The following is a 20,431-nucleotide window of genomic DNA, read 5'->3' on the forward strand; positions in this document are numbered from 1 at the left end:
TGAGGATAAAAGAATGAAAAAGATTGAAGGAGGCATCACTGCTGCAAAAGGTTTTCAGGCAGCAGGCGGCGCAGCAGGAATTAAAAAACAGGGCGTAAAGGATATGGCACTTGTCTACAGCGAGGTACCGTGCGTAGCAGCAGGAACCTTTACTACAAACATCGTAAAAGCAGCTCCGGTCAAATGGGACCAGGAGATTGTATACAACCATCCAACCGCACAGGCAATCGTCTGCAACAGCGGAATCGCCAATGCATGCACCGGCGAGGAGGGCTATGGCTACTGCAGAAAAACCGCAGAGGCAGCATCAGCTGCACTTTCCATTCCAGAGGACTCCGTTCTCGTTGCATCGACCGGTGTTATCGGAAAACAGATCCCGATCGATAAGATCGCAGCCGGCGTGGAAATGCTGAAACCGCAGCTTGCAGCTACAAGAGAAGCCGCAGCTACAGCAGCACAGGCGATCATGACAACCGACACCGAGCCGAAGGAAGTTGCTGTTCAGATCGAAATCGGCGGAAAAACCGTAACGATCGGCAGCATGTGCAAGGGCTCCGGCATGATCCATCCGAATATGTGCACCATGCTGAGCTTCGTGGCAACCGATGCCAATATTTCAAAAGAGATGCTGCAGAAAGCGTTAAGCGAAGTCGTACCGGACACCTACAACATGGTTTCCGTAGACGGGGATACTTCCACAAACGATACCGTTCTCCTTCTGGCAAACGGTCTTGCCGGAAACCCGGAAATTACGGAAGAAAACGAGGATTACAAGATTTTCAAAGAAGCACTCTTTGAAGTCAATAAAACACAGGCGATGCACATCGCAGGCGACGGCGAGGGCGCAACCGCACTGTTCGAAGTGACGATTCAGGGAGCCGAGAGCAAAGAGCAGGCCGTGACACTGGCAAAATCCGTCATCACATCGAGTCTGACGAAAGCGGCAATCTTCGGCCATGACGCCAACTGGGGAAGAATCCTCTGCGCGATGGGTTACTCCGGAGCAAAATTCGATCCGGAAAATGTAGATCTCTACTTTGAGAGCGCAGCCGGAAAACTGCAGATTATCACGAAAGGTGTTGCCGTTGACTACAGCGAGGAGGAGGCAACGAAGATCCTCTCCGAGCCGAAAGTAACTGCGACCGCCGACATCCACATGGGAGAGGCGACAGCAACGGCATGGGGCTGCGACCTGACCTACGATTACGTAAAAATCAACGCAGATTATCGTTCCTGACCGGATCCGGAACAGGCACGGGAAAAGAGCATAAGAGGAGAAAAAATCATGGTAAATCAGATGTATCTGGACAAAGCAAATGTGCTGATCGAGGCACTTCCTTATATTCAGCGGTTCAACCGCAAAATCATTGTCATCAAATACGGCGGAAGCGCAATGGTGGATGAAGAGTTAAAGAGAAACGTCATCCAGGACGTAGTTCTTCTGAAACTGGTCGGCTTCAAACCGATCATCGTACACGGCGGTGGAAAGGAAATCAGCCGCTGGGTCGGAAAAGTCGGCATGGAACCGAAATTCGTCAACGGCCTTCGTGTAACGGATGCCGATACGATGGAAGTGGCAGAGATGGTGCTGAATAAGGTCAACAAAGAGCTTGTCACCATGATTCAGTCACTCGGTGTCAACGCGGTCGGCATCAGCGGAAAAGACGGCGGACTCTTAAATGTAGAGAAGAAGCTGTCCAAGGGCGAGGATATCGGCTTCGTTGGAAATATCAAGAACGTAAACCCGAAGGTGCTGTACGATCTTCTGGAGAACGACTTCCTTCCGGTTGTCTGCCCGGTCGGCATGGATGATGATTTCAATACTTACAATATCAACGCAGACGACGCGGCATGCGCCATCGCTGAGGCGTTAAATGCAGAAAAACTGGCATTCCTGACCGATATCGAGGGTGTCTACAAAGATCCGAAGGACCCGGAGAGCCTGATTTCCGAGCTCCACGTACAGGAAGCAAGAGATCTCATCACCAACGGAAATGTCGGCGGCGGTATGATTCCAAAGCTCCAGGGCTGTATCGACGCGATTGAGAACGGTGTTTCAAGAGTCCACATCATGGACGGAAGAATCCAGCACTGCCTGCTGCTTGAGATCTTTACGAACAAAGGAATTGGTACGGCGATTTTAGGGGAAAACAAGGAGAAATTCAATCATGAAGACAAATGAGTATATGGAACAGACCGAGCAGTACGTGCTCCACACCTATAACCGGTTCCCGCTTGTGATCGACCACGGCGAGGGCGTTCATCTGTATGACACCGACGGAAAAGCATATCTGGACTTTGCGGCAGGTATCGCGGTATATGCGCTCGGCTACAGCAATGACGATTATAAAAAAGCAGTGAAAGACCAGGTGGACAAAGTCATCCATGTTTCCAACCTGTTCTACAATGTTCCGATGGGCTCCGCGGCAGAAAAGCTGGCGAAGGCATCCGGCATGGATAAAGTATTCTTTACGAACAGCGGTACGGAGTCGATCGAGGGAGCCATCAAAGTAGCGAGAAAATACGCTTACTTAAAAGACGGCAGCAACGATCACGAGATCATCGCGATGAACCATTCCTTCCATGGAAGAAGCCTTGGAGCGCTTTCTGTAACAGGAAATACGCATTATCAGGATCCGTTCAAACCGCTGATCGGCGGCATTAAATTTGCGGATTTTAATGATCTGGAGAGCGTAAAGGCACAGATTACCGACAAGACATGTGCGATCATCATGGAGACTGTACAGGGCGAGGGCGGTATCTATCCGGCAACGAAAGAATTTTTACAGGGCGTGCGCGATCTGTGTGACGAGCACGACATCCTGCTGATTCTCGACGAGATCCAGTGCGGTATGGGAAGAACGGGAAAACTGTTCGCATGGCAGGATTACGGCGTACAGCCGGATGTCATGACGTGTGCAAAAGCACTTGGCTGCGGCGTTCCGGTCGGCGCCTTCGTGCTGAATAAAAAGACGGCAGAGCATTCGCTCGTTCCGGGAGACCACGGAACGACATACGGCGGAAACCCGCTGGCCTGCGCGGCTGTCAATGCTGTATTTGAATGCTATGAGAAACAGCATGTCGTAGAGCATGTAGCAGAGACGGCTCCGTATCTGGAGAAAAAGCTGGACGAGCTGGTGGAAAAATATGACTGCCTCGCAGCACGCCGTGGAAAAGGCTTTATGCAGGGCCTTGTCGTAACGGGACGTCCGGTCGGAGAAGTCATCAACCGCGCGATTGAGAACGGACTTCTTGTGATTTCCGCCGGAAGCGACGTTCTTCGTATGGTACCGCCGCTTGTGATTACGAAAGATGACATCGATGAGATGATTGAAAAACTGGAGAAAGCATTACAGTAATGTGAAATAGACAGCCGTCTGGTTTCCTAGGCAGGAGACCGGTCGGCTGTTTTCCTGCTGTCCCTGAGTTCTGTATAAAAACGGGGAAAAAAGGAATAGTATAAAATGTACTCTCGGGGCCTTTCTGCACTTGCTTTTACGGCCGATTTTCCGCCAGCTGCACCCAAATTTCATCAACGTACGCACCGCGTACGCCTCAGAAATTTGGGTGCAGCTGACAAAAAATCTTCTCGTAAAATCAAGCGCAGAAAGACTCCGAGAGTACATAAAAAAACAGCAGGAGGAAAAATCAATGGCGGGAATTTTAACAGCGCTGCTTTCCGGCGCACTGATGAGTATTCAGGGCGTTTTCAACACAGAGGTGACGAAACAGACGAGTACATGGCTGGCGGCCGGCTGGGTGCAGATCAGTGCGTTTGCCGTCTGTCTTGCGGCATGGTGCATCACCGGGAGGGAGCCCATCGGGGATCTGTTCCGCGTAAAGCCGTGGTATCTGCTGCTCGGCGGGGCAATTGGCGCGTTTATCACGATCACGGTTATCTGGAGTATGGCAGGGCTCGGCCCGGCGAAGGCGGCGATGCTGATCGTCATTTCCCAGCTCGCAGCGGCGTGGCTGATTGAACTGTTCGGCCTTTTCGGTATGGAAAAAACGGATTTCACCGTGCGAAAACTGATCGGCATGGCGATCGCCGTTGTGGGAATTGTAGTGTTTCAGTGGGAATAACGATTAAGATTTCTACTTGTATTTTTATGGTTTCTTCGATACAATAGAAACGTAGTTATGCGTACACAAGGGACCCTTGCGCGTCAGATGCGAAGCGGAAGGGAGTACACAGCATGAAATTGAAAAAACAGCAGGACAGAGGCAGAAAACATGCAAAAATACTGGCGGCGATGCTGGTTTTTTTGCTCTGCGGATGCAACCACAGGGATACAGAATACAAACTGTCAGATAGCACAGGCGGGAGCACGGCGGAAACCGTTTTCGGGAATCAGAAGGAAGTGGATGAGGAGCAGACGGTTTCCGAAAAAAGCGCCGGAGAAACCACAGGCATTCCGGAAAAACGTGAGGCACAGGAGGCAGCACCGGAAGAAACAGTGCAGGTTTATATCTGCGGTGCGGTCGCTTCCCCCGGTGTCTACACGCTGCCGGGCGGAAGCCGCGTAGTGCAGGCTGTGGAAGCGGCAGGCGGATTTCTGCCGGATGCTGAAGAAAAAATCCTCAATCTTGCACGGAAAATCGAAGACGGAGAGCAGATCACCGTCTGGACGCGCGAGGAGGCAGAAAACATGGAAATCACGGAAACGCCGCAGCAGAATACGGGCGGCACGGAGCAGGCTTCCGGTTCCGGCAAAGTCAACCTGAACACGGCCGGAAAAGAAGAACTGATGACACTCTCCGGCATCGGAGAGAGCCGTGCGGATGCCATCATCGCCTACCGCGAAGCAAACGGCCCGTTTGGTTCGATTGAGGAGATTATGAACATTGAGGGCATCAAGGGAAAGATGTTTGAAAAGATAAGGGGTTCTATCGAGGTTTAGAACAAGAAGGAGAAGAAATGGCAAAGAAAGTTCTTGTAGTTGATGATGAAAAACTGATCGTAAAAGGAATCCGCTTCAGCCTGGAGCAGGACGGCATGGAGGTTGACTGCGCATACGACGGCGAGGAAGCACTCTCCATGGCAAAAGAAAAAGAATACGATATGATCCTTCTGGATCTGATGCTGCCAAAGCTGGACGGATTGTCCGTCTGCCAGCAGATCCGTGAATTTTCCAACGTTCCGATCGTTATGCTGACCGCAAAGGGCGAGGACATGGACAAAATCCTGGGACTGGAATACGGCGCAGATGATTACATCACAAAGCCGTTCAACATTCTGGAAGTAAAAGCACGCATCAAGGCCATCATGCGCCGTGCGGCCCGCCAGGAGCCAAAAGAAGAGAAAGCAAAAGTCGTACAGGTGAAAGACCTGCGGATCGACTGCGAGAGCAGAAGAGTCTTCATCGGAGACCGCGAGATCAATCTGACTGCGAAGGAGTTCGATGTGCTCGAGCTTCTCGTCTTCAATCCGAACAAGGTGTACAGCAGAGAGAACCTGCTGAATATTGTCTGGGGCTATGAGTACCCGGGCGACGTGCGCACCGTAGATGTACATATCCGCCGTCTGCGCGAAAAGATTGAGAAAAATCCAAGTGAACCGAAGTACGTTCACACAAAGTGGGGAGTTGGTTACTATTTCCAGGCTTAAAAACAAAGAAAAATGGAAGTTTCTGCGGAGTCTGCGCTTCCGCATCACGGTGATTCTTGTGATCATCGGCATTGTACCGTGTGTGATCCTTGAGAAGAGCATCGTAAACAGCTATGAGGACCGTGCGGTATCGGTGCGCAGCATTACCGTAAAAAATCAGTGCGATATTATCTGCAACCAGCTCATCCAGCAGAATTACATGGAAGATCCTGGATCGGATGTCATCAACGGACAGCTCAGTATGCTGACAAATATCTACGGCGGCAGAATCCTGATTATCGACCAGGATTTCCGCGTCATCAAAGATACGTACGATATGGACCGCGGAAAGACGATTATCTCGCAGGAGGTCATCCAGAGCTTTCAGGGCAAGGAGACGAGCCAGTACGACCGGAAAAACAGCTATCTGGAAATGACGGTGCGGATTCAGAATACCGAGACGAAGGAGACGCTCGGCGTTATGCTCGTCAGCATTTCGACGGATGAGATCCGTGCGAATATGAAAATTCTGGAGACGAAGGGAATGACGATTCTTTCGATCATTGCGCTTCTCGTGCTGGTTTTTGGCTATCTGCTCGCGGGCATTCTGATGAAGCCGTTCCAGAAGGTCACCCGTTCCATCGAGGACATCACCGACGGCTATCTCGACGAAAGCATTTCTGTTCCGGATTACCTCGAGACAGAGCTGATCACGGACGCATTCAACAAGATGCTGACCCGCGTCCGCACGCTCGACGATTCCCGCCAGGAATTTGTTTCGAACGTCTCGCATGAGTTAAAGACGCCGCTTGCGTCCATGAAGGTTCTGGCGGATTCGCTGAACGGGCAGGAGGGCGTTCCGGTGGAACTTTATCAGGAGTTCATGCAGGATATTACCTCGGAGATCGACCGCGAAAACCAGATTATTACCGACCTTTTGTCGCTGGTCAAGATGGATAAAAAGGTGGCAGACCTCAATATCACCCAGGTCAATATCAACGAGCTGTTAGAGCAGCTGCTGAAGCGGCTTCATCCGATTGCCGCACAGAAAAATGTGGAGCTCATTCTCGACAGCTTCCGCCCGGTCAATGCGGAGGTGGATGCGACGAAGCTCTCGCTGGCGTTCTCGAACCTGATCGAAAACGGCATCAAATACAACAACGAGAATGGATGGGTGCGTGTATCCTTAAATGCGGATCACAAATATTTCTACGTGACGGTGGCAGACTCCGGCATCGGCATCCCGGAGGAGTCGATTGCGCATATCTTCGAGCGTTTCTACCGCGTGGACAAGTCCCACTCGCGGGAAATCGGCGGAACCGGCCTTGGCCTTGCGATTGCGCGGAGCGCGATTGTCATGCACCGGGGAGCGATCCGTGTATACAGCAAAGAAAACGAGGGAACGACATTTTCCGTGCGGATTCCTCTGAATTACGTGATGTAGGAGGTGGCGCACATGAAACGGATACTTGGCGTACTGCTGGCCGGCGTGCTGCTTCTTAGCGGCTGCGGGCAGTGGCAGAAGAGCCAGAAGGAGTCGGCGTATCACCTGTACTGCCTGGACAAAACCGGCACAACACTGGTGCAGGAGCCGTATGAACCAAAAGAAGGAACGGATCAGAAACTGATCAAGGAGCTGGTTGACGCGCTGCAGGAGAAACCTGCCAAGGACGGAAACCAGGCACTTCTTTCCAATGGGATTTCCATCAAGACGTATACGCTGGAGAACGGGCTCCTTACGCTGAACTTAAGTGGAGAGTACGGAGAGCTTGCGCGGCCGCAGGAGGTTTTGGTGCGTGCAGGACTGGTGCGTACCTTTGTGCAGGTTCCGGAGGTGGAGCGCGTGACGCTTCTGATCGACGGGGATCCGTTAAAGGATTCCAAAGGACGCGAGATCGGAACGATGACGGCGGACAGCTTTCTGGAAAATTCCGGAAGGGAAATTTATCAGTATCAGTATGCGACGCTGACACTGTATTTTGCAAATGAAGCAGGCGATCATCTTGTGAAAGAGACGCGGCGGGTGCCGTACAGCACGAACATTCCGCTGGAACGTGTCGTGGTGGAGCAGCTGATGAAGGGACCGAAAGAAGACGGCCACTATGCAGTGCTGCCGGATACGATGAATGTCTTAAGTGTCACGACATCCGATCGGATTGCCTATGTGAATTTTGACAAATCTTTTAAGGATTCTGCGCTTTCGAGTGTGGCGGAGCAGATTCCGATTTACGCGGTGGTGGATTCCATCACGGCGAACTGTAAGGTGGATAAGGTGCAGTTTTCCATCAACGGAGAGAGCGATGTAACCTTCCGTGAAACGATGAAACTCAATCAGTTCTACGAGGAAGACCTGTCTTATCTGGAGGAAAAAGATACATGAGAAAACGGCCCATGTGCCTGGCGTGTCTTGGATTCATGCTGGTGCTTGTGCTGCTGCGGATTGCGGGCGTGCCTCTTGGCACGCCTTTTTCTGACCCCAAATACGAAAACAAAGCGCAGCAGGGCAGGAAGGTGTGGATTGCAGGGACAATTGAAACGTATGAGAAAAAGAGCAGCAACAACGGGTATGTGCTGCGTGGGGAGGGAAGCAAAGGGAAAATTTATCTGCTCGCAAAGCGGGGAGATCTGCCGGTCGGAGCCGCTGTGCGGGTGTACGGAACTGTAAAAAAGCCGGAAAGCCCGCGCAATCCGGGGATGTTTGATGAGAAAACATATTATGAGGGAAAAGGCTGTGCGTTCTACGTGATTTCGGAACGGGAGGAAGTTGTGGATGTCGGGCGGTGGAATCTCGGCGAAGCGCTCCGGCTGGAGCGGGAGCGGTGCTGTGCCGTTTTAAAAGAAATGATGCCGGAGGAGGAGGCAGGTGTGCTTTCTGCGATGCTGCTCGGGGAACGGTCGGAACTCACGGAGGAGACGTATCTGGCGTATCAGCAGAGCGGTCTGCTGCACCTGATTTCCGTTTCCGGCATGCATCTGATGCTGCTCGGCATGGCACTCCGACGGCTGCTGATGGCACTGCATCTGCCGAAAACTCCCGCATCTCTGGCAGCGGCCGCCGGTATGGTGCTGTATGGCATGTTTACCGGCAGCGGAACGGCGACCGTGCGTGCAGTGGTGATGTTTGCGGTGCGGATGGGAGCTGTCGCAGTGGGAAGGACGTATGATTCCTTAAGTGCGCTCTCTCTTGCGGCAATTCTGATGCTGGCGGAAAACCCCTCGTATCTGGAGCAGAGCGGGTTCTGGCTTTCGTTTGGAGCAGTAACAGCCATTTCCGGGGTTTATCCGGTTCTGGCGGGGGAGAAGGCGGAACGGAAGAGACGCGGGGAAAAAACGGGGCTGGAAAAGCTTGCGGCGAAAGGAAAAGAGGCTGCGATGGTGTACCTTTCCCTGCAGCTTGTCATGATCCCGCTGCAGGCGTGGTATTTTTATGAGATTCCGCTCTTTGCGTTTCTGCCGAATCTGTTTGCAGGAGCTGTCATGACGGCGGTGCTGCTGACGGGTGCTGCGGGGCTTCTGGCGGGACTGGCAAGCGTGAAAGCGGGAAGTGTTGTTCTGCTTCCGACGCGGTTCCTGCTCACACTTCTGCGGCAGATGACAGCGGCGGTCGCACAGATTCCGGGAAATGTGTGGATCTGCGGTCAGCCGGAAAAATGGCAGATGGCAGGATATGGAATCATTCTGACCGGTCTGCTGGTGATACTGTATGTGCGAAAACGAAAACGGGAGATGAATCCGGATGGGGCAAAACGAAAAGGTGCGCAGGCACGAAAGCGGGAGCGGATGCTCTTTGGTATTACCATGTTTTTTGCCTGTGTTCTGCTTTTTTACCGTCCCCGGGAAACGTTTTCCATTACAGCGCTGGACGTCGGCCAGGGCGATTCGCTGGTGGTGGAGAGCGGCCGTTTTGTGATGCTGAATGACGGCGGGAGCAGCAGTGCGTCTGCGGTCGGGGAAAAAAGGATTCTCCCATATCTGAAACAGCGCGGCATTGCCGCTCTTGATGCCGTTGTTGTCACGCACCCGGACGCAGATCACACGAACGGAATCCTCGAACTGCTGGAGCTGATCGGGGAGCAGAAAACGGCGCTTCGCATCCGCCATCTGTTCCTGCCTGTGTGGATGAAAGGAAGCGAAAAAGAAAATCCTTTTATTTTAGCCGCACAAAAAGCGGGAATTATGGTAGAATATCTAAAAAAGGGAGACGAGATCCGTGCAGGAGAACTCACCGTATCGGTACTTCATCCGGGAGCGGGCGAAGACTATACGGGAGAGGAAAACGCCGGAAGTGTTGTATTACAGCTTTCCTGCGGTGCCTGCCGCGCACTTCTGACGGGAGATCTGGAGGGAAGCGGAGAAGAAGAGGTCCTGGGGGCGGCAGAGCGGTGCCAGATTTTAAAGGTGGCGCACCACGGCTCGAGAAATTCAACGAGCGAGGCATTTCTGAACCGCATACAGCCGCAGATCAGCCTGATTTCCTGCGCGTGGCCGGGACGGTACGGCCATCCGCACCGGGAGCTGCTGGAGCGGCTTCGTGCCTGCAAAAGCCATATCTACGGAACACCGGTGGATGGAGCCGTGACAGTACAGCTGAAGCGTGACCGCCTGGCGGTTCACGGATACCGGTCGGATGTGGAATTTCCCGTCTCCTGAATGGTCAAAAGCTCCGGCTGCTGCGGCACTGCGCAAACGTGCTTCTGCCGGAACAAAAGAAAGAGGATGGAATGAAAAGCATTTTAGAAGATATCAAAACGCAGAATTTTAAGCAGGCCTACCTGCTCTACGGAGAAGAAGCCTATCTGAAGCATCAGTATAAAAACAAGCTGAAAAACGCACTGCTGCCGGAGGACGACACGATGAATTTCTCCCGCTTTGAGGGAAGAGGAACCGAGATTCCCAAAGTGATTGACCTTGCGGAGACGATGCCGTTTTTTGCGGACCGCCGTGTGATTCTGCTGGAAAATACAGGATTTTTCAAAAACAAAGCCGACGCGCTGGCAGACTACATGGGATCCCTGCCGGATTATCTGGTGCTGATCTTCGTGGAGGAGGAAGTCGATAAGCGGAACCGTATGTACAAGGCGGTGCAGAAGCAGGGAAGAGCAGTGGAATTTGCTCGTCAGGACGAAAAGACGCTGATGACCTGGGTACTCGGCATGATGAAAAAAGAGGGAAAAAAGATCACGCGCCAGGATATGGAAGATTTTCTGGAAAAGACGGGCACGGATATGGGAAATATCTCGCAGGAGCTGGAAAAACTGCTCAGCTATACGATGGGAAGAGATGTGATCACGCGGGCGGATATCGAGGCAGTCTGCACAACGCAGATTACGAACCGGATTTTCGAGATGATCCGCGCGGTAACGGAGAAGAAGCAGCGGAAAGCGCTCGATCTGTATCAGGATCTGCTGGCTTTAAAGGAGCCGCCGATGCGGATTCTCTTTCTGCTGGCACGCCAGTTCAATCTGCTGCTGCAGGTCAAAGAGCTGCTGGCAGAGCATTGCGATCAGGCGACGATCGCAAAACGGACGGGACTGCAGAGCTTCGTTGTGCGGAACTATATTCCCATGTCGCGCCAGTATGCGGCGGAGGAATTAAAAGCGGCGGTCAATGACTGCGTGCAGATGGAAGAGGACGTGAAGACGGGAAAAATTTCCGATCTGCTGAGCGTGGAGCTGCTGATTACGAAATACAGCAGGGCGGCGTAAGAGCAGAGTTTTCTAAAAAGAACAAGGCGTATCGGCCAGTTTTCCTGTACCGGTACGCCTTGTTCTGTGTTTATCAAAAGATCTGTCGCGGCGCACTCTTTTGGTAAGCATAAAAAAAGAACCCAGCCACATGACGGTATGACTAAGTTCTCTTTGGTTTATATCTTTATTATGCGATTGAGTTTACAGCTTTGCTCAGATTGGATACTTTTCTGGCAGCGTTGTTTTTATGATAAACGCCTTTAGAAGCAGCCTTGTCGATGGTAGAGATCGCATTTACTAATGCAGCAGCAGCAGCCTCTTTATCGTTTGCAGCAACAGCAGCATCTACTTTTTTCATAGAAGTCTTAACTGCAGAACGGATTGCTTTGTTGCGGTCTGCCTTTGTCTGATTTACCAGGATTCTTTTCTTTGCGGATTTAATGTTAGCCAAACTGTACACCTCCAATATTTTTAAAATTAATGTGATTTAAGGGATGTTATTCAATGGAACAGACACGGGCGCTCCACTGAAACATGCTTTATTATCCTATAATATTTCGCATGGTTTGTCAATACATATTTTTGGAAAAATTGCAAAAACTACAACAAAAATACAGGAGAAGGAGAAAAGTATGATAGGAAAGTATAGGATGCGGACAGACCTGGCGATGGAGAATCAGGAAAAATTTGAGAGGGACCATGTGGAGATCTCCGGGGTCGAGATTGAGAAGAAGAAAAGAAAGGCGGAAATTCAGACAACCATTGTGAAAATCACATCGGAGCAGGGTGCAAAAATGATGGGAAAGCCGAAAGGGACGTATGTGACGATCGAAGCGCCGCTGCTTTTGACGGCAGACGAGGAGGAGAGCCGGAAAGCGGCGGAGGAGTTTTCCCACTGTCTGATGGAAATGGTGCCGGAAGCGTGCGGATCCGTTCTTGTGGCCGGCCTCGGCAACCGCGGCATCACGCCGGATGCGCTCGGGCCGGAGACGGTGGAGCAGCTTAACGTTACGCGCCATCTGGTGCGCACCTACGGAAAGAAGGGCCGGGAAGTGAGTGCCCTTGCTCCCGGCGTTATGGCACAGACGGGCATGGAGGCAGTGGAAATCCTGCGCGGAACGGCAGAACAGACCCATCCAGATGTGATTCTCGCCGTGGATGCCCTTGCCGCATGCAGTATTCACCGGCTGAACTGTACGATCCAGCTTGCCGACACCGGAATCTGGCCGGGCTCGGGCGTCGGAAACCACCGCAATGCCTTAAATCAGGAGACGCTCGGAGTGCCGGTCATCGGAATCGGTGTGCCGACCGTTGTAGGGGCAGGAACGATCGTCCACGATGCCGTCGCAGGCGTTCTGGAATCGCTGGAGGAGTCCGAGATGGATGAATTTCTGGGAGAAGTCATTTCACCGGCGCTCGAAAGCCTTTACGTGACGACAAAAGAGATCGACGAGATGGTCCGCCGCCTGGCCGGAGTTCTTGCGGCAGGTATGAATCAGGCATTTTCCGGGGAACTGTAACATATCATGAATATGGTGATAATATGTGGAATGCCAGGCGAAATGGACGATGGTTCGGATGGGGATGTCTTTTCCTGTCCTGCAGTATACTGCTGTTCCGCAGTGCAGCGGTTCTCCGGAAAAATCATTTCTTAGAGGGGAAAGTTCTGCTGCAGCGGGCGGCAGCACAGGCGGAGCAGTTATCCGTGGATGTGATGATGCCGCTTCTTTTTTATGACGGAAAAGAGGACGGAAGGGGATGGATGGAAAATCTCCTCGCGGCAGTGCGGGATCAGATACCGGCGCTTCGGGAGGGAAGCACGGCAGAAAATACGCTGTCTGCCGGGACAGAAGCAGCGGAAACGGATACGGCGAAGCAGGATTCGTTTCCGGGACCGGGAGCAGAAAGAGGGCAGACAGAATCGAAGGAGCAGGGAACTGAGGAAGATCAAAAGGATGGAACTCAAAAAGATGAAACTCAAAAAGATGGAATGGAAATCACGGAGCCGGAGCAGACGGAAACAGGAATCACAGAACCGGCAGCCGGAGAGTCGGCATCAACGGCAGAACCCGAAGCGCCGCAGTCTGTCCCGGAGGAGACCATCGAAACCGGCGGCGCACCGCGTGAGATTCTCTACCCGGAGGCCGACACGATTCAGGAGACAATTTCACCTGACCTTCTTGCTGACCCGCAGGCGCTCCTGAACCGCTTCTTCGTTGTCGATCCCAACACTTCGGTCCTGCCGGGCGAGATCGACGGCAGCACCCTGCTCGGAAAAGACCTGACCCTGCCGGAAAATGCCGAAGGCCCGCAGATTCTGATCTATCATACCCATTCGCAGGAAACCTTCGCCGATTCCCGTCCGGGAGAAAGAGCGGACACGGTAATCGGCCTCGGTGATGATCTGCAGGAGCTTCTGGAAAAGCAGTACGGATACGAAGTGCTTCATATTACAGAGGCATTTGACATGAAAGAAGGCTGTCTCGAGCGGAGCCGCGCCTACAACTACGCGGAGCCGGTCATCGCAGCGGCGCTGGAAGAACACCCGTCCATTCAGGTCGTGATCGACCTGCACCGGGACGGGGTCAATGGTTCAAAACGTCTTGTGACAGAAATCAACGGAAAGCCGACCGCGCAGATCATGTTTTTCAACGGCCTTTCCCGCACGAAAGAAAGCGGCGAACTGACAAGCCTGCCCAATCCGTATCAGGCGGAAAACCTTGCATTTTCCTTTCAGATGGAGTATGAGGCAAAACAGTATTATCCCGGCTTTTCGCGCTGTATCTATTTAAAAGGCTACCGCTACAACCTCCATCTCCGCCCGAGATCTGTTCTTCTCGAGGTTGGTGCGCAGACGAATACGGTCGAGGAGGTGAAAAATGCAATGGGGCCGTTTGCGGATATCCTGCATAAGGTTCTGTCGGGCAAAAGTCCGGCATCAGGCGGATAAATTTATCTTGCTTTTTTGAGTGGAATTTCGTATCATACAAAATAGACAGATTGCGGGAGTACGAAATATGGAGCAATCTGGTATCGTAGGGAAAAAGCAGGAGGAAAAAACTTGTCAGGAATAGATCAGAGTAAAATTCGTAATTTTTGTATTATTGCCCATATCGACCATGGAAAATCAACCCTTGCGGACCGTATTATTCAGAAAACAGGCCTTTTGACCGAGCGTGAGATGCAGGATCAGGTGCTGGACAATATGGATCTGGAGCGTGAGCGCGGCATCACGATCAAGGCACAGGCAGTCCGTACCGTATACAAAGCGGCCGACGGCGAGGAGTACATTTTAAACATGATTGACACCCCGGGCCATGTTGACTTCAACTATGAGGTTTCCCGAAGCCTTGCCGCATGCGACGGCGCGCTGCTCGTTGTCGATGCATCGCAGGGTATCGAGGCGCAGACCCTTGCCAACGTCTACCTCGCCCTTGACCATGACCTGGATGTGTTCCCGGTCATCAACAAAGTAGACCTTCCAAGCGCCGAGCCGGACCGTGTAATTGCAGAGATCGAGGATGTCATCGGACTGGAAGCGCAGGATGCTCCGCGGATTTCCGCAAAAACCGGCCTGAACGTGGACGAGGTGCTCGAACAGATCGTACAGAAAATTCCGGCACCGGAAGGTGATCCGACGGAACCGTTAAAAGCACTGATTTTCGACTCCGTCTACGATGCATACCGCGGCGTCATCATTTCCTGCCGTGTGATGGAAGGAAGCGTGAAAAAAGGAACGAGAATCCGCATGATGGCGACAGGCGCTGTCGAGGAAGTTGTCGAGGTCGGCTACTTCGGCGCAGGCCGTCTGATCCCGTGCGACGAGCTCTCCGCCGGAATGGTAGGCTATATCACCGCCAGCATCAAAAACGTGCGCGACACCCGCGTGGGTGATACCGTAACCGATGCCGACCGTCCGTGTGCAGAAGCACTGCCGGGCTACAAAAAAGTCAACCCGATGGTATACTGCGGCATGTACCCGGCCGACGGCGCACAGTACGGCGATCTGCGCGACGCGCTGGAAAAACTGCAGTTAAACGATGCATCCCTCTTCTACGAGCCGGAGACATCGGCAGCACTGGGCTTTGGCTTCCGCTGCGGTTTCCTTGGACTGCTTCACCTGGAAATTATTCAGGAGCGCCTGGAGCGTGAGTACAATCTGGATCTCGTGACGACCGCACCGAGCGTTATCTATAAGGTTCACAAAACCGACGGAACCGTCATTGACCTGACCAACCCGTCGAATCTGCCGGACCCGTCCGAGATTGATTATATGGAAGAGCCGCTGGTAAAAGCAGAGATTATGGTGACGACCGACTACATCGGACCGATCATGGAGCTCTGCCAGCAGAGACGAGGCCAGTATCAGGGAATGGAATACATGGAGACGACGCGTGCGATGCTTCATTACCATCTCCCGCTGAATGAGATTATCTACGATTTCTTTGATGCTTTAAAATCCCGCTCCAAAGGTTACGCGTCATTCGACTACGAGCTGCTCGGCTATGAGAGAAGCGAGCTTGTAAAACTCGATATCCTCGTCAATAAAGAAGAAGTGGATGCGCTGTCCTTCATCGTATTCGAGGGATCTGCCTACGAGCGCGGAAGAAAGATGTGCGAGAAGCTCAAAGAAGAGATTCCGCGGCAGCTCTTCGAAATCCCGATCCAGGCGGCTGTCGGATCGAAGATTATCGCCAGAGAAACCGTCCGCGCGATGCGCAAAGACGTCCTCGCCAAGTGCTACGGCGGCGATATTTCCCGAAAGAAGAAGCTGCTGGAGAAGCAGAAGGAAGGTAAGAAGCGGATGCGCCAGGTAGGAAACGTGGAGATTCCGCAGAAAGCCTTTATGAGCGTACTGAAACTGGATGAAAATTAAGAAATAAAAATGAGACCGGCCTGTCGGCGCCGCCTGCTGTTGCGGGAGCGCAGGGGCCGGTCTTTCGATCGTACGGAGGAAAAGCAGAATGAATAAAAAAAGAAAACCACTGGAACTCTATGTGCATATCCCGTTCTGCATCCGGAAATGCGCCTACTGTGATTTTGTCTCGGGACCGGGCACGAAAGCAATGCAGAAGGAGTATGAAGAGGCTCTGCTGGCAGAAATCGATGCAGCGGAAGAGACGGCAGAAAGTGAAGTGATTTCCGCCTTTTTCGGCGGCGGAACACCATCCGCAGTGGATGCCGGAATGCTCGCCCGTGTGATGGAAAAACTGCGGAGCAAGTACATTTTTTCAGAGGATGCTGAGATTACGCTGGAGGCCAATCCGGGAACGCTGGATGCGGAAAAACTGAAATGTTACAGGAAGAGCGGCTTCAACCGGATCAGTATCGGCTGTCAGTCGGTTCACGATGAGGAGCTGAAACGGCTGGGAAGAATCCACACGTTTGCGGAATTTCAGGAGAGTTTTGCACTGGCACGGGATGCCGGGTTTGCGAATATCAACGTGGATCTGATGTCAGGTCTGCCGGAGCAGAGTGAAGAGAAATGGGAAGAGAGTCTTCGGACGATCGCGGAGCTTTCTCCGGAGCACATTTCCGCCTACAGCCTGATCGTGGAGCCGGGAACCCCGTTTGCGGAGCAGAAACTGGATCTGCCGGATGAGGACACAGAACGCGAAATGTATGCCAGAACGGCGGAAATCCTCGCAGAATACGGCTTTTTCCAGTATGAGATTTCCAATTATGCAAAGCCGGGCTTCGCATGCCGCCACAATATCGGCTACTGGAAAAGGACGGATTATCTGGGGTTCGGGCCTTCCGCGGCATCGTTATTCGGAAACCGCCGGTGGACGAACACGGCAGATCGATCTTTGTATCTGAAAGCGTGCGGAGCACTGGAAAAGATCCGTGAGGATGAGGAAATTCTTTCCCGGCAGGATGCCATGGAAGAATTTATGTTTCTCGGCCTTCGAATGACACAAGGGATCTCGACGACGGAGTTTGAGGAGAAGTTTGGAAAGGAGATCCATGCCGTATACGGCGGGGTTCTGAAGAAATACGAAGCGATGCATCTTTTACAGGAACACAGCGGGCGCCTGGCTCTGACACGCGATGGGATTTCCGTCAGCAATGTGATTCTGGCAGATTTTCTGCTGTAAAAAGATGATAAAGAAATAGAACAAATGTTTGCACAACGCACGGCGGTGTGCTATAATGGGAGAAAACGAGACAAGATTCCTGTCCCTGTCCGGACAGGGATTCCAATTAATAAGAGGAACAGTTATGGCAGAGAAAAAAGAGTTTATCAGAATACGGGGAGCCAGGGAGAACAACCTGAAAGCACTGAATGTCGATATCCCCAGAAACCAGTTTGTTGTATTTACGGGCCTCAGCGGTTCAGGAAAGAGTTCGCTTGCGTTTGACACGATCTATGCGGAGGGCCAGCGGCGGTACATGGAGAGCCTTTCCTCCTACGCGCGCCAGTTCTTAGGACAGATGGAAAAACCGAATGTGGACAGCATCGAAGGCCTGCCGCCTGCTATTTCGATCGATCAGAAATCGACGAACCGGAACCCGCGTTCCACCGTCGGAACCGTGACGGAGATTTACGATTACTTCCGTCTTCTGTACGCGAGAATCGGTATTCCGCACTGCCCGAAGTGCGGAAAAGTCATCAGCCGCCAGTCGGTGGACCAGATGGTCGATCAGATCATGGCACTCCCGGAGCGGACGAAAATCCAGCTTCTCGCGCCGGTTGTGCGCGGCCGCAAGGGAAGACACGAAAAGGTGCTCGAACAGGCAAAACGCAGCGGCTATGTCCGCGTGATGATCGACGGCAGCCAGTATGAGCTGTCCGAGGAGATCACGCTGGATAAGAACCTGAAACACAACATTTCCATTATTGTGGACCGTCTTGTAGTCAAACCGGACATTGAGAAACGTCTGACGGATTCCGTCGAGAACGTACTGGATCTGGCGGACGGCCTTCTGGTGGTCGACACGATGGACGGAAATCAGCTCAACTTCAGCCAGAGCTTTTCCTGCCCGGACTGCGGCATCAGCATGGAGGAGATTGAGCCGAGAAGCTTTTCCTTCAACAACCCGTTCGGCGCCTGCCCGAGCTGTGCCGGCCTTGGCTACAAGATGGAGTTCGACGAGGATCTGATGATTCCGGACAAGACCGTATCCATCGCAGACGGAGCCATCACCGTGCTCGGCTGGCAGTCCTGCACGGACAAATCGAGCTATACGAGAGCCATTCTCGATGCGCTCGCAGAGGAGTACGATTTTTCCCTTTCCACTCCGTTCTGTGAATATCCGAAAAAAATCCACGATATCCTGATTTACGGAACGAACGGAAAATCCGTCAAGGTGCATTACCGCGGTCAGCGCGGCGTCGGTGTGTACGATGTGGCTTTTGAGGGGCTGATCAAAAATGTAGAGCGCCGCTACCGTGAGACCGGATCGGATTCTACAAAACAGGAATACGAAACCTTCATGCGTGTGACCCCGTGCCAGGCGTGCCATGGCCAGCGTCTGAAACCGACGTCGCTTGGTGTGACGGTCGGAGATAAAAATATTTTTGAAGTAACATCCCTTTCCATCGACAATCTGCAGAAGTTTATGCAGAACCTCGAACTCTCCGAACAGCAGCTGCTGATCGGAAAGCAGATTTTAAAAGAGATCCGTGCGCGTGTGAGCTTCCTTGCGGATGTCGGATTAAACTATCTGACCCTGGCGCGTGGAACGGCATCGCTGTCCGGCGGTGAGGCGCAGAGAATCCGTCTGGCAACGCAGATCGGCTCCGGCCTTGTCGGTGTCGCCTATATTCTCGACGAGCCGAGCATCGGTCTTCACCAGAGAGACAACGACAAACTTCTCGCGACGCTGAAACATCTGCGTGACCTCGGAAACAGCCTGATCGTCGTGGAGCACGACGAGGATACGATGCGCGCCGCTGACTGCGTTGTCGATATCGGTCCGGGAGCCGGTGAGCACGGCGGAGAGCTGGTGGCGATCGGAACGGCGGAAGATCTGATGAAAAATCCGAATTCCATCACCGGAAAATACTTAAGCGGAGAGCTGAAAATTCCGGTTCCGTCTGAGCGCAGAAAGCCGACGGGCTGGCTGAAGGTAGTCGGAGCAAAAGAGCACAATCTGAAAAATATCAACGTGAATTTCCCGCTCGGTGTCATGACCTGCGTGACCGGAGTCTCCGGATCGGGAAAGAGTTCCCTTGTCAATGAAATTCTGTACAAACGGCTGGCAAGAGATCTGAACCGTGCGCGGACGATTCCGGGTGCACACAAAGACATCATCGGTATGGAACAGCTCGATAAGGTCATCGACATCGACCAGTCCCCGATCGGAAGAACACCGCGTTCCAATCCGGCAACGTACACAGGTCTGTTCGATCAGATCCGCGACCTGTTTGCGGCAACGCAGGATGCCAAGGCGCGCGGCTACAAGAAGGGAAGATTCAGTTTTAATGTGAAGGGCGGCCGATGCGAGGCCTGCGGCGGCGACGGTATCCTGAAGATCGAAATGCACTTCCTGCCGGATGTCTATGTGCCGTGTGAGGTCTGCCATGGAAAACGGTACAACCGTGAGACACTGGAAGTCAAATACAAAGGAAAGAGCATCTACGATGTGCTGAATATGACGGTCGAGGAGGCACTGGAATTCTTCAGGCCGGTACCATCGATTTTCCGGAAATTACAGACCCTGTACGATGTCGGCCTTTCCTACATCCGCCTCGGCCAGCCGTCCACCACGCTGTCCGGTGGAGAAGCGCAGCGTATCAAGCTCGCAGCAGAGCTGAGCCGCCGCGGCACGGGAAAAACGATCTACATTCTCGACGAGCCGACGACGGGACTTCATTTTGCGGATGTCCACAAACTGGTGGAGATTCTGCACCGCCTGTCCGAGGGCGGAAATACCGTCGTTGTTATCGAACACAATCTGGATGTCATCAAGACGGCGGACTATATTATTGATATCGGACCGGAGGGCGGAGACGGCGGCGGAACCGTGATTGCGTGCGGAACGCCGGAGGAAGTGGCCAAGAGCCCGGTATCCTACACCGGAAAATATGTCGAAAAATATCTCTAAAAAATCCTTTCCATTTTAAAAGGGATTGTATATAATAAGAAGCGGGTTGGGTTCAGAGCACATTCGATCCTTTTGGGTTTCGGGTGTTTTGAACCCGAACTTATTC

Annotated in this window: 16 protein-coding genes; 15 read left to right on the forward strand and 1 reads right to left on the reverse strand. The window is 52.6% G+C overall.

The window, feature by feature from the left end; all coding sequences use genetic code 11:
* Positions 1–13 precede the first annotated feature (13 nt).
* The 10 genes from argJ to holA all read left to right on the forward strand — a co-directional run bounded on the left by argJ (position 14) and on the right by holA (position 11,292).
* Positions 14–1,237 carry a bifunctional glutamate N-acetyltransferase/amino-acid acetyltransferase ArgJ gene (gene argJ, locus DWX00_RS09110; RefSeq protein WP_022462203.1) on the forward strand — a complete coding sequence of 408 codons (1,224 nt, stop codon included), beginning with the start codon at positions 14–16 and terminating at the stop codon, positions 1,235–1,237.
* A 48-nt stretch (positions 1,238–1,285) separates the two neighbouring features.
* Positions 1,286–2,182 (forward strand): acetylglutamate kinase, encoded by an 897-nt coding sequence (gene argB, locus DWX00_RS09115; protein ID WP_118595082.1) that lies wholly within the window; start codon positions 1,286–1,288, stop codon positions 2,180–2,182.
* Entirely contained in the window at positions 2,169–3,359 is a 1,191-nt protein-coding gene (locus DWX00_RS09120; protein ID WP_022462205.1) for an aspartate aminotransferase family protein, read from the forward strand. The genes argB and DWX00_RS09120 overlap by 14 nt, the downstream gene beginning before the upstream one ends.
* A 292-nt stretch (positions 3,360–3,651) precedes the next feature.
* Positions 3,652–4,083, forward strand: coding sequence for a DMT family transporter (locus DWX00_RS09125; RefSeq protein WP_118595125.1), 432 nt, complete (start codon positions 3,652–3,654; stop codon positions 4,081–4,083).
* A gap of 113 nt (positions 4,084–4,196) precedes the next feature.
* Entirely contained in the window at positions 4,197–4,901 is a 705-nt protein-coding gene (locus DWX00_RS09130) for a helix-hairpin-helix domain-containing protein (RefSeq protein WP_117801488.1), read from the forward strand.
* Positions 4,902–4,918: 17 nt separating this feature from the next.
* A complete protein-coding gene (locus DWX00_RS09135; RefSeq protein WP_022462209.1) occupies positions 4,919–5,608 on the forward strand; it encodes a response regulator transcription factor in 690 nt (229 codons plus the stop codon).
* Positions 5,553–7,031 (forward strand): sensor histidine kinase, encoded by a 1,479-nt coding sequence (locus DWX00_RS09140; protein WP_022462210.1) that lies wholly within the window; start codon positions 5,553–5,555, stop codon positions 7,029–7,031. The genes DWX00_RS09135 and DWX00_RS09140 overlap by 56 nt, the downstream gene beginning before the upstream one ends.
* Before the next feature lie 12 nt (positions 7,032–7,043).
* Positions 7,044–7,967: a GerMN domain-containing protein gene (locus DWX00_RS09145; protein ID WP_055227346.1), complete on the forward strand. Its 924-nt coding sequence runs from the start codon at positions 7,044–7,046 to the stop codon at positions 7,965–7,967.
* Complete coding sequence (locus DWX00_RS09150; RefSeq protein WP_117804122.1) at positions 7,964–10,237, forward strand: DNA internalization-related competence protein ComEC/Rec2; 2,274 nt, start codon at positions 7,964–7,966, stop codon at positions 10,235–10,237. The genes DWX00_RS09145 and DWX00_RS09150 overlap by 4 nt, the downstream gene beginning before the upstream one ends.
* Positions 10,238–10,308: 71 nt before the next feature.
* On the forward strand, positions 10,309–11,292 hold the full coding sequence (holA, locus tag DWX00_RS09155) for a DNA polymerase III subunit delta (RefSeq protein ID WP_118595083.1): 984 nt from the start codon (positions 10,309–10,311) through the stop codon (positions 11,290–11,292).
* Between the two features lie 169 nt (positions 11,293–11,461).
* Here the strand turns inward: holA and rpsT are convergent, their stop codons facing one another.
* The gene (gene rpsT / locus DWX00_RS09160; protein WP_022462214.1) at positions 11,462–11,725 is read right to left on the reverse strand and encodes a 30S ribosomal protein S20; all 264 of its coding nucleotides are present in this window, start codon (positions 11,723–11,725) and stop codon (positions 11,462–11,464) included.
* 181 nt (positions 11,726–11,906) lie between these two features.
* Between rpsT and gpr the strand changes: the two genes are divergently transcribed.
* From gpr to uvrA, 5 genes are all read left to right on the forward strand, one after another.
* Positions 11,907–12,794 carry a GPR endopeptidase gene (gpr, locus tag DWX00_RS09165; RefSeq protein WP_055218620.1) on the forward strand — a complete coding sequence of 296 codons (888 nt, stop codon included), beginning with the start codon at positions 11,907–11,909 and terminating at the stop codon, positions 12,792–12,794.
* Positions 12,795–12,817: 23 nt separating this feature from the next.
* Positions 12,818–14,224 carry a stage II sporulation protein P gene (locus tag DWX00_RS09170; RefSeq protein WP_243030489.1) on the forward strand — a complete coding sequence of 469 codons (1,407 nt, stop codon included), beginning with the start codon at positions 12,818–12,820 and terminating at the stop codon, positions 14,222–14,224.
* A 111-nt stretch (positions 14,225–14,335) separates the two neighbouring features.
* On the forward strand, positions 14,336–16,150 hold the full coding sequence (gene lepA, locus DWX00_RS09175; RefSeq protein WP_022462217.1) for a translation elongation factor 4: 1,815 nt from the start codon (positions 14,336–14,338) through the stop codon (positions 16,148–16,150).
* Positions 16,151–16,238: 88 nt separating this feature from the next.
* Positions 16,239–17,372 (forward strand): radical SAM family heme chaperone HemW, encoded by a 1,134-nt coding sequence (gene hemW, locus DWX00_RS09180; protein WP_117804123.1) that lies wholly within the window; start codon positions 16,239–16,241, stop codon positions 17,370–17,372.
* Between the two features lie 124 nt (positions 17,373–17,496).
* Positions 17,497–20,325 carry an excinuclease ABC subunit UvrA gene (gene uvrA, locus DWX00_RS09185; RefSeq protein ID WP_117509506.1) on the forward strand — a complete coding sequence of 943 codons (2,829 nt, stop codon included), beginning with the start codon at positions 17,497–17,499 and terminating at the stop codon, positions 20,323–20,325.
* Positions 20,326–20,431 lie beyond the last annotated feature (106 nt).

The sequence above is a fragment of the Blautia sp. AF17-9LB genome (genome assembly GCF_003479185.1).
GTDB classification, from domain to species: domain Bacteria; phylum Bacillota; class Clostridia; order Lachnospirales; family Lachnospiraceae; genus Fusicatenibacter; species Fusicatenibacter saccharivorans.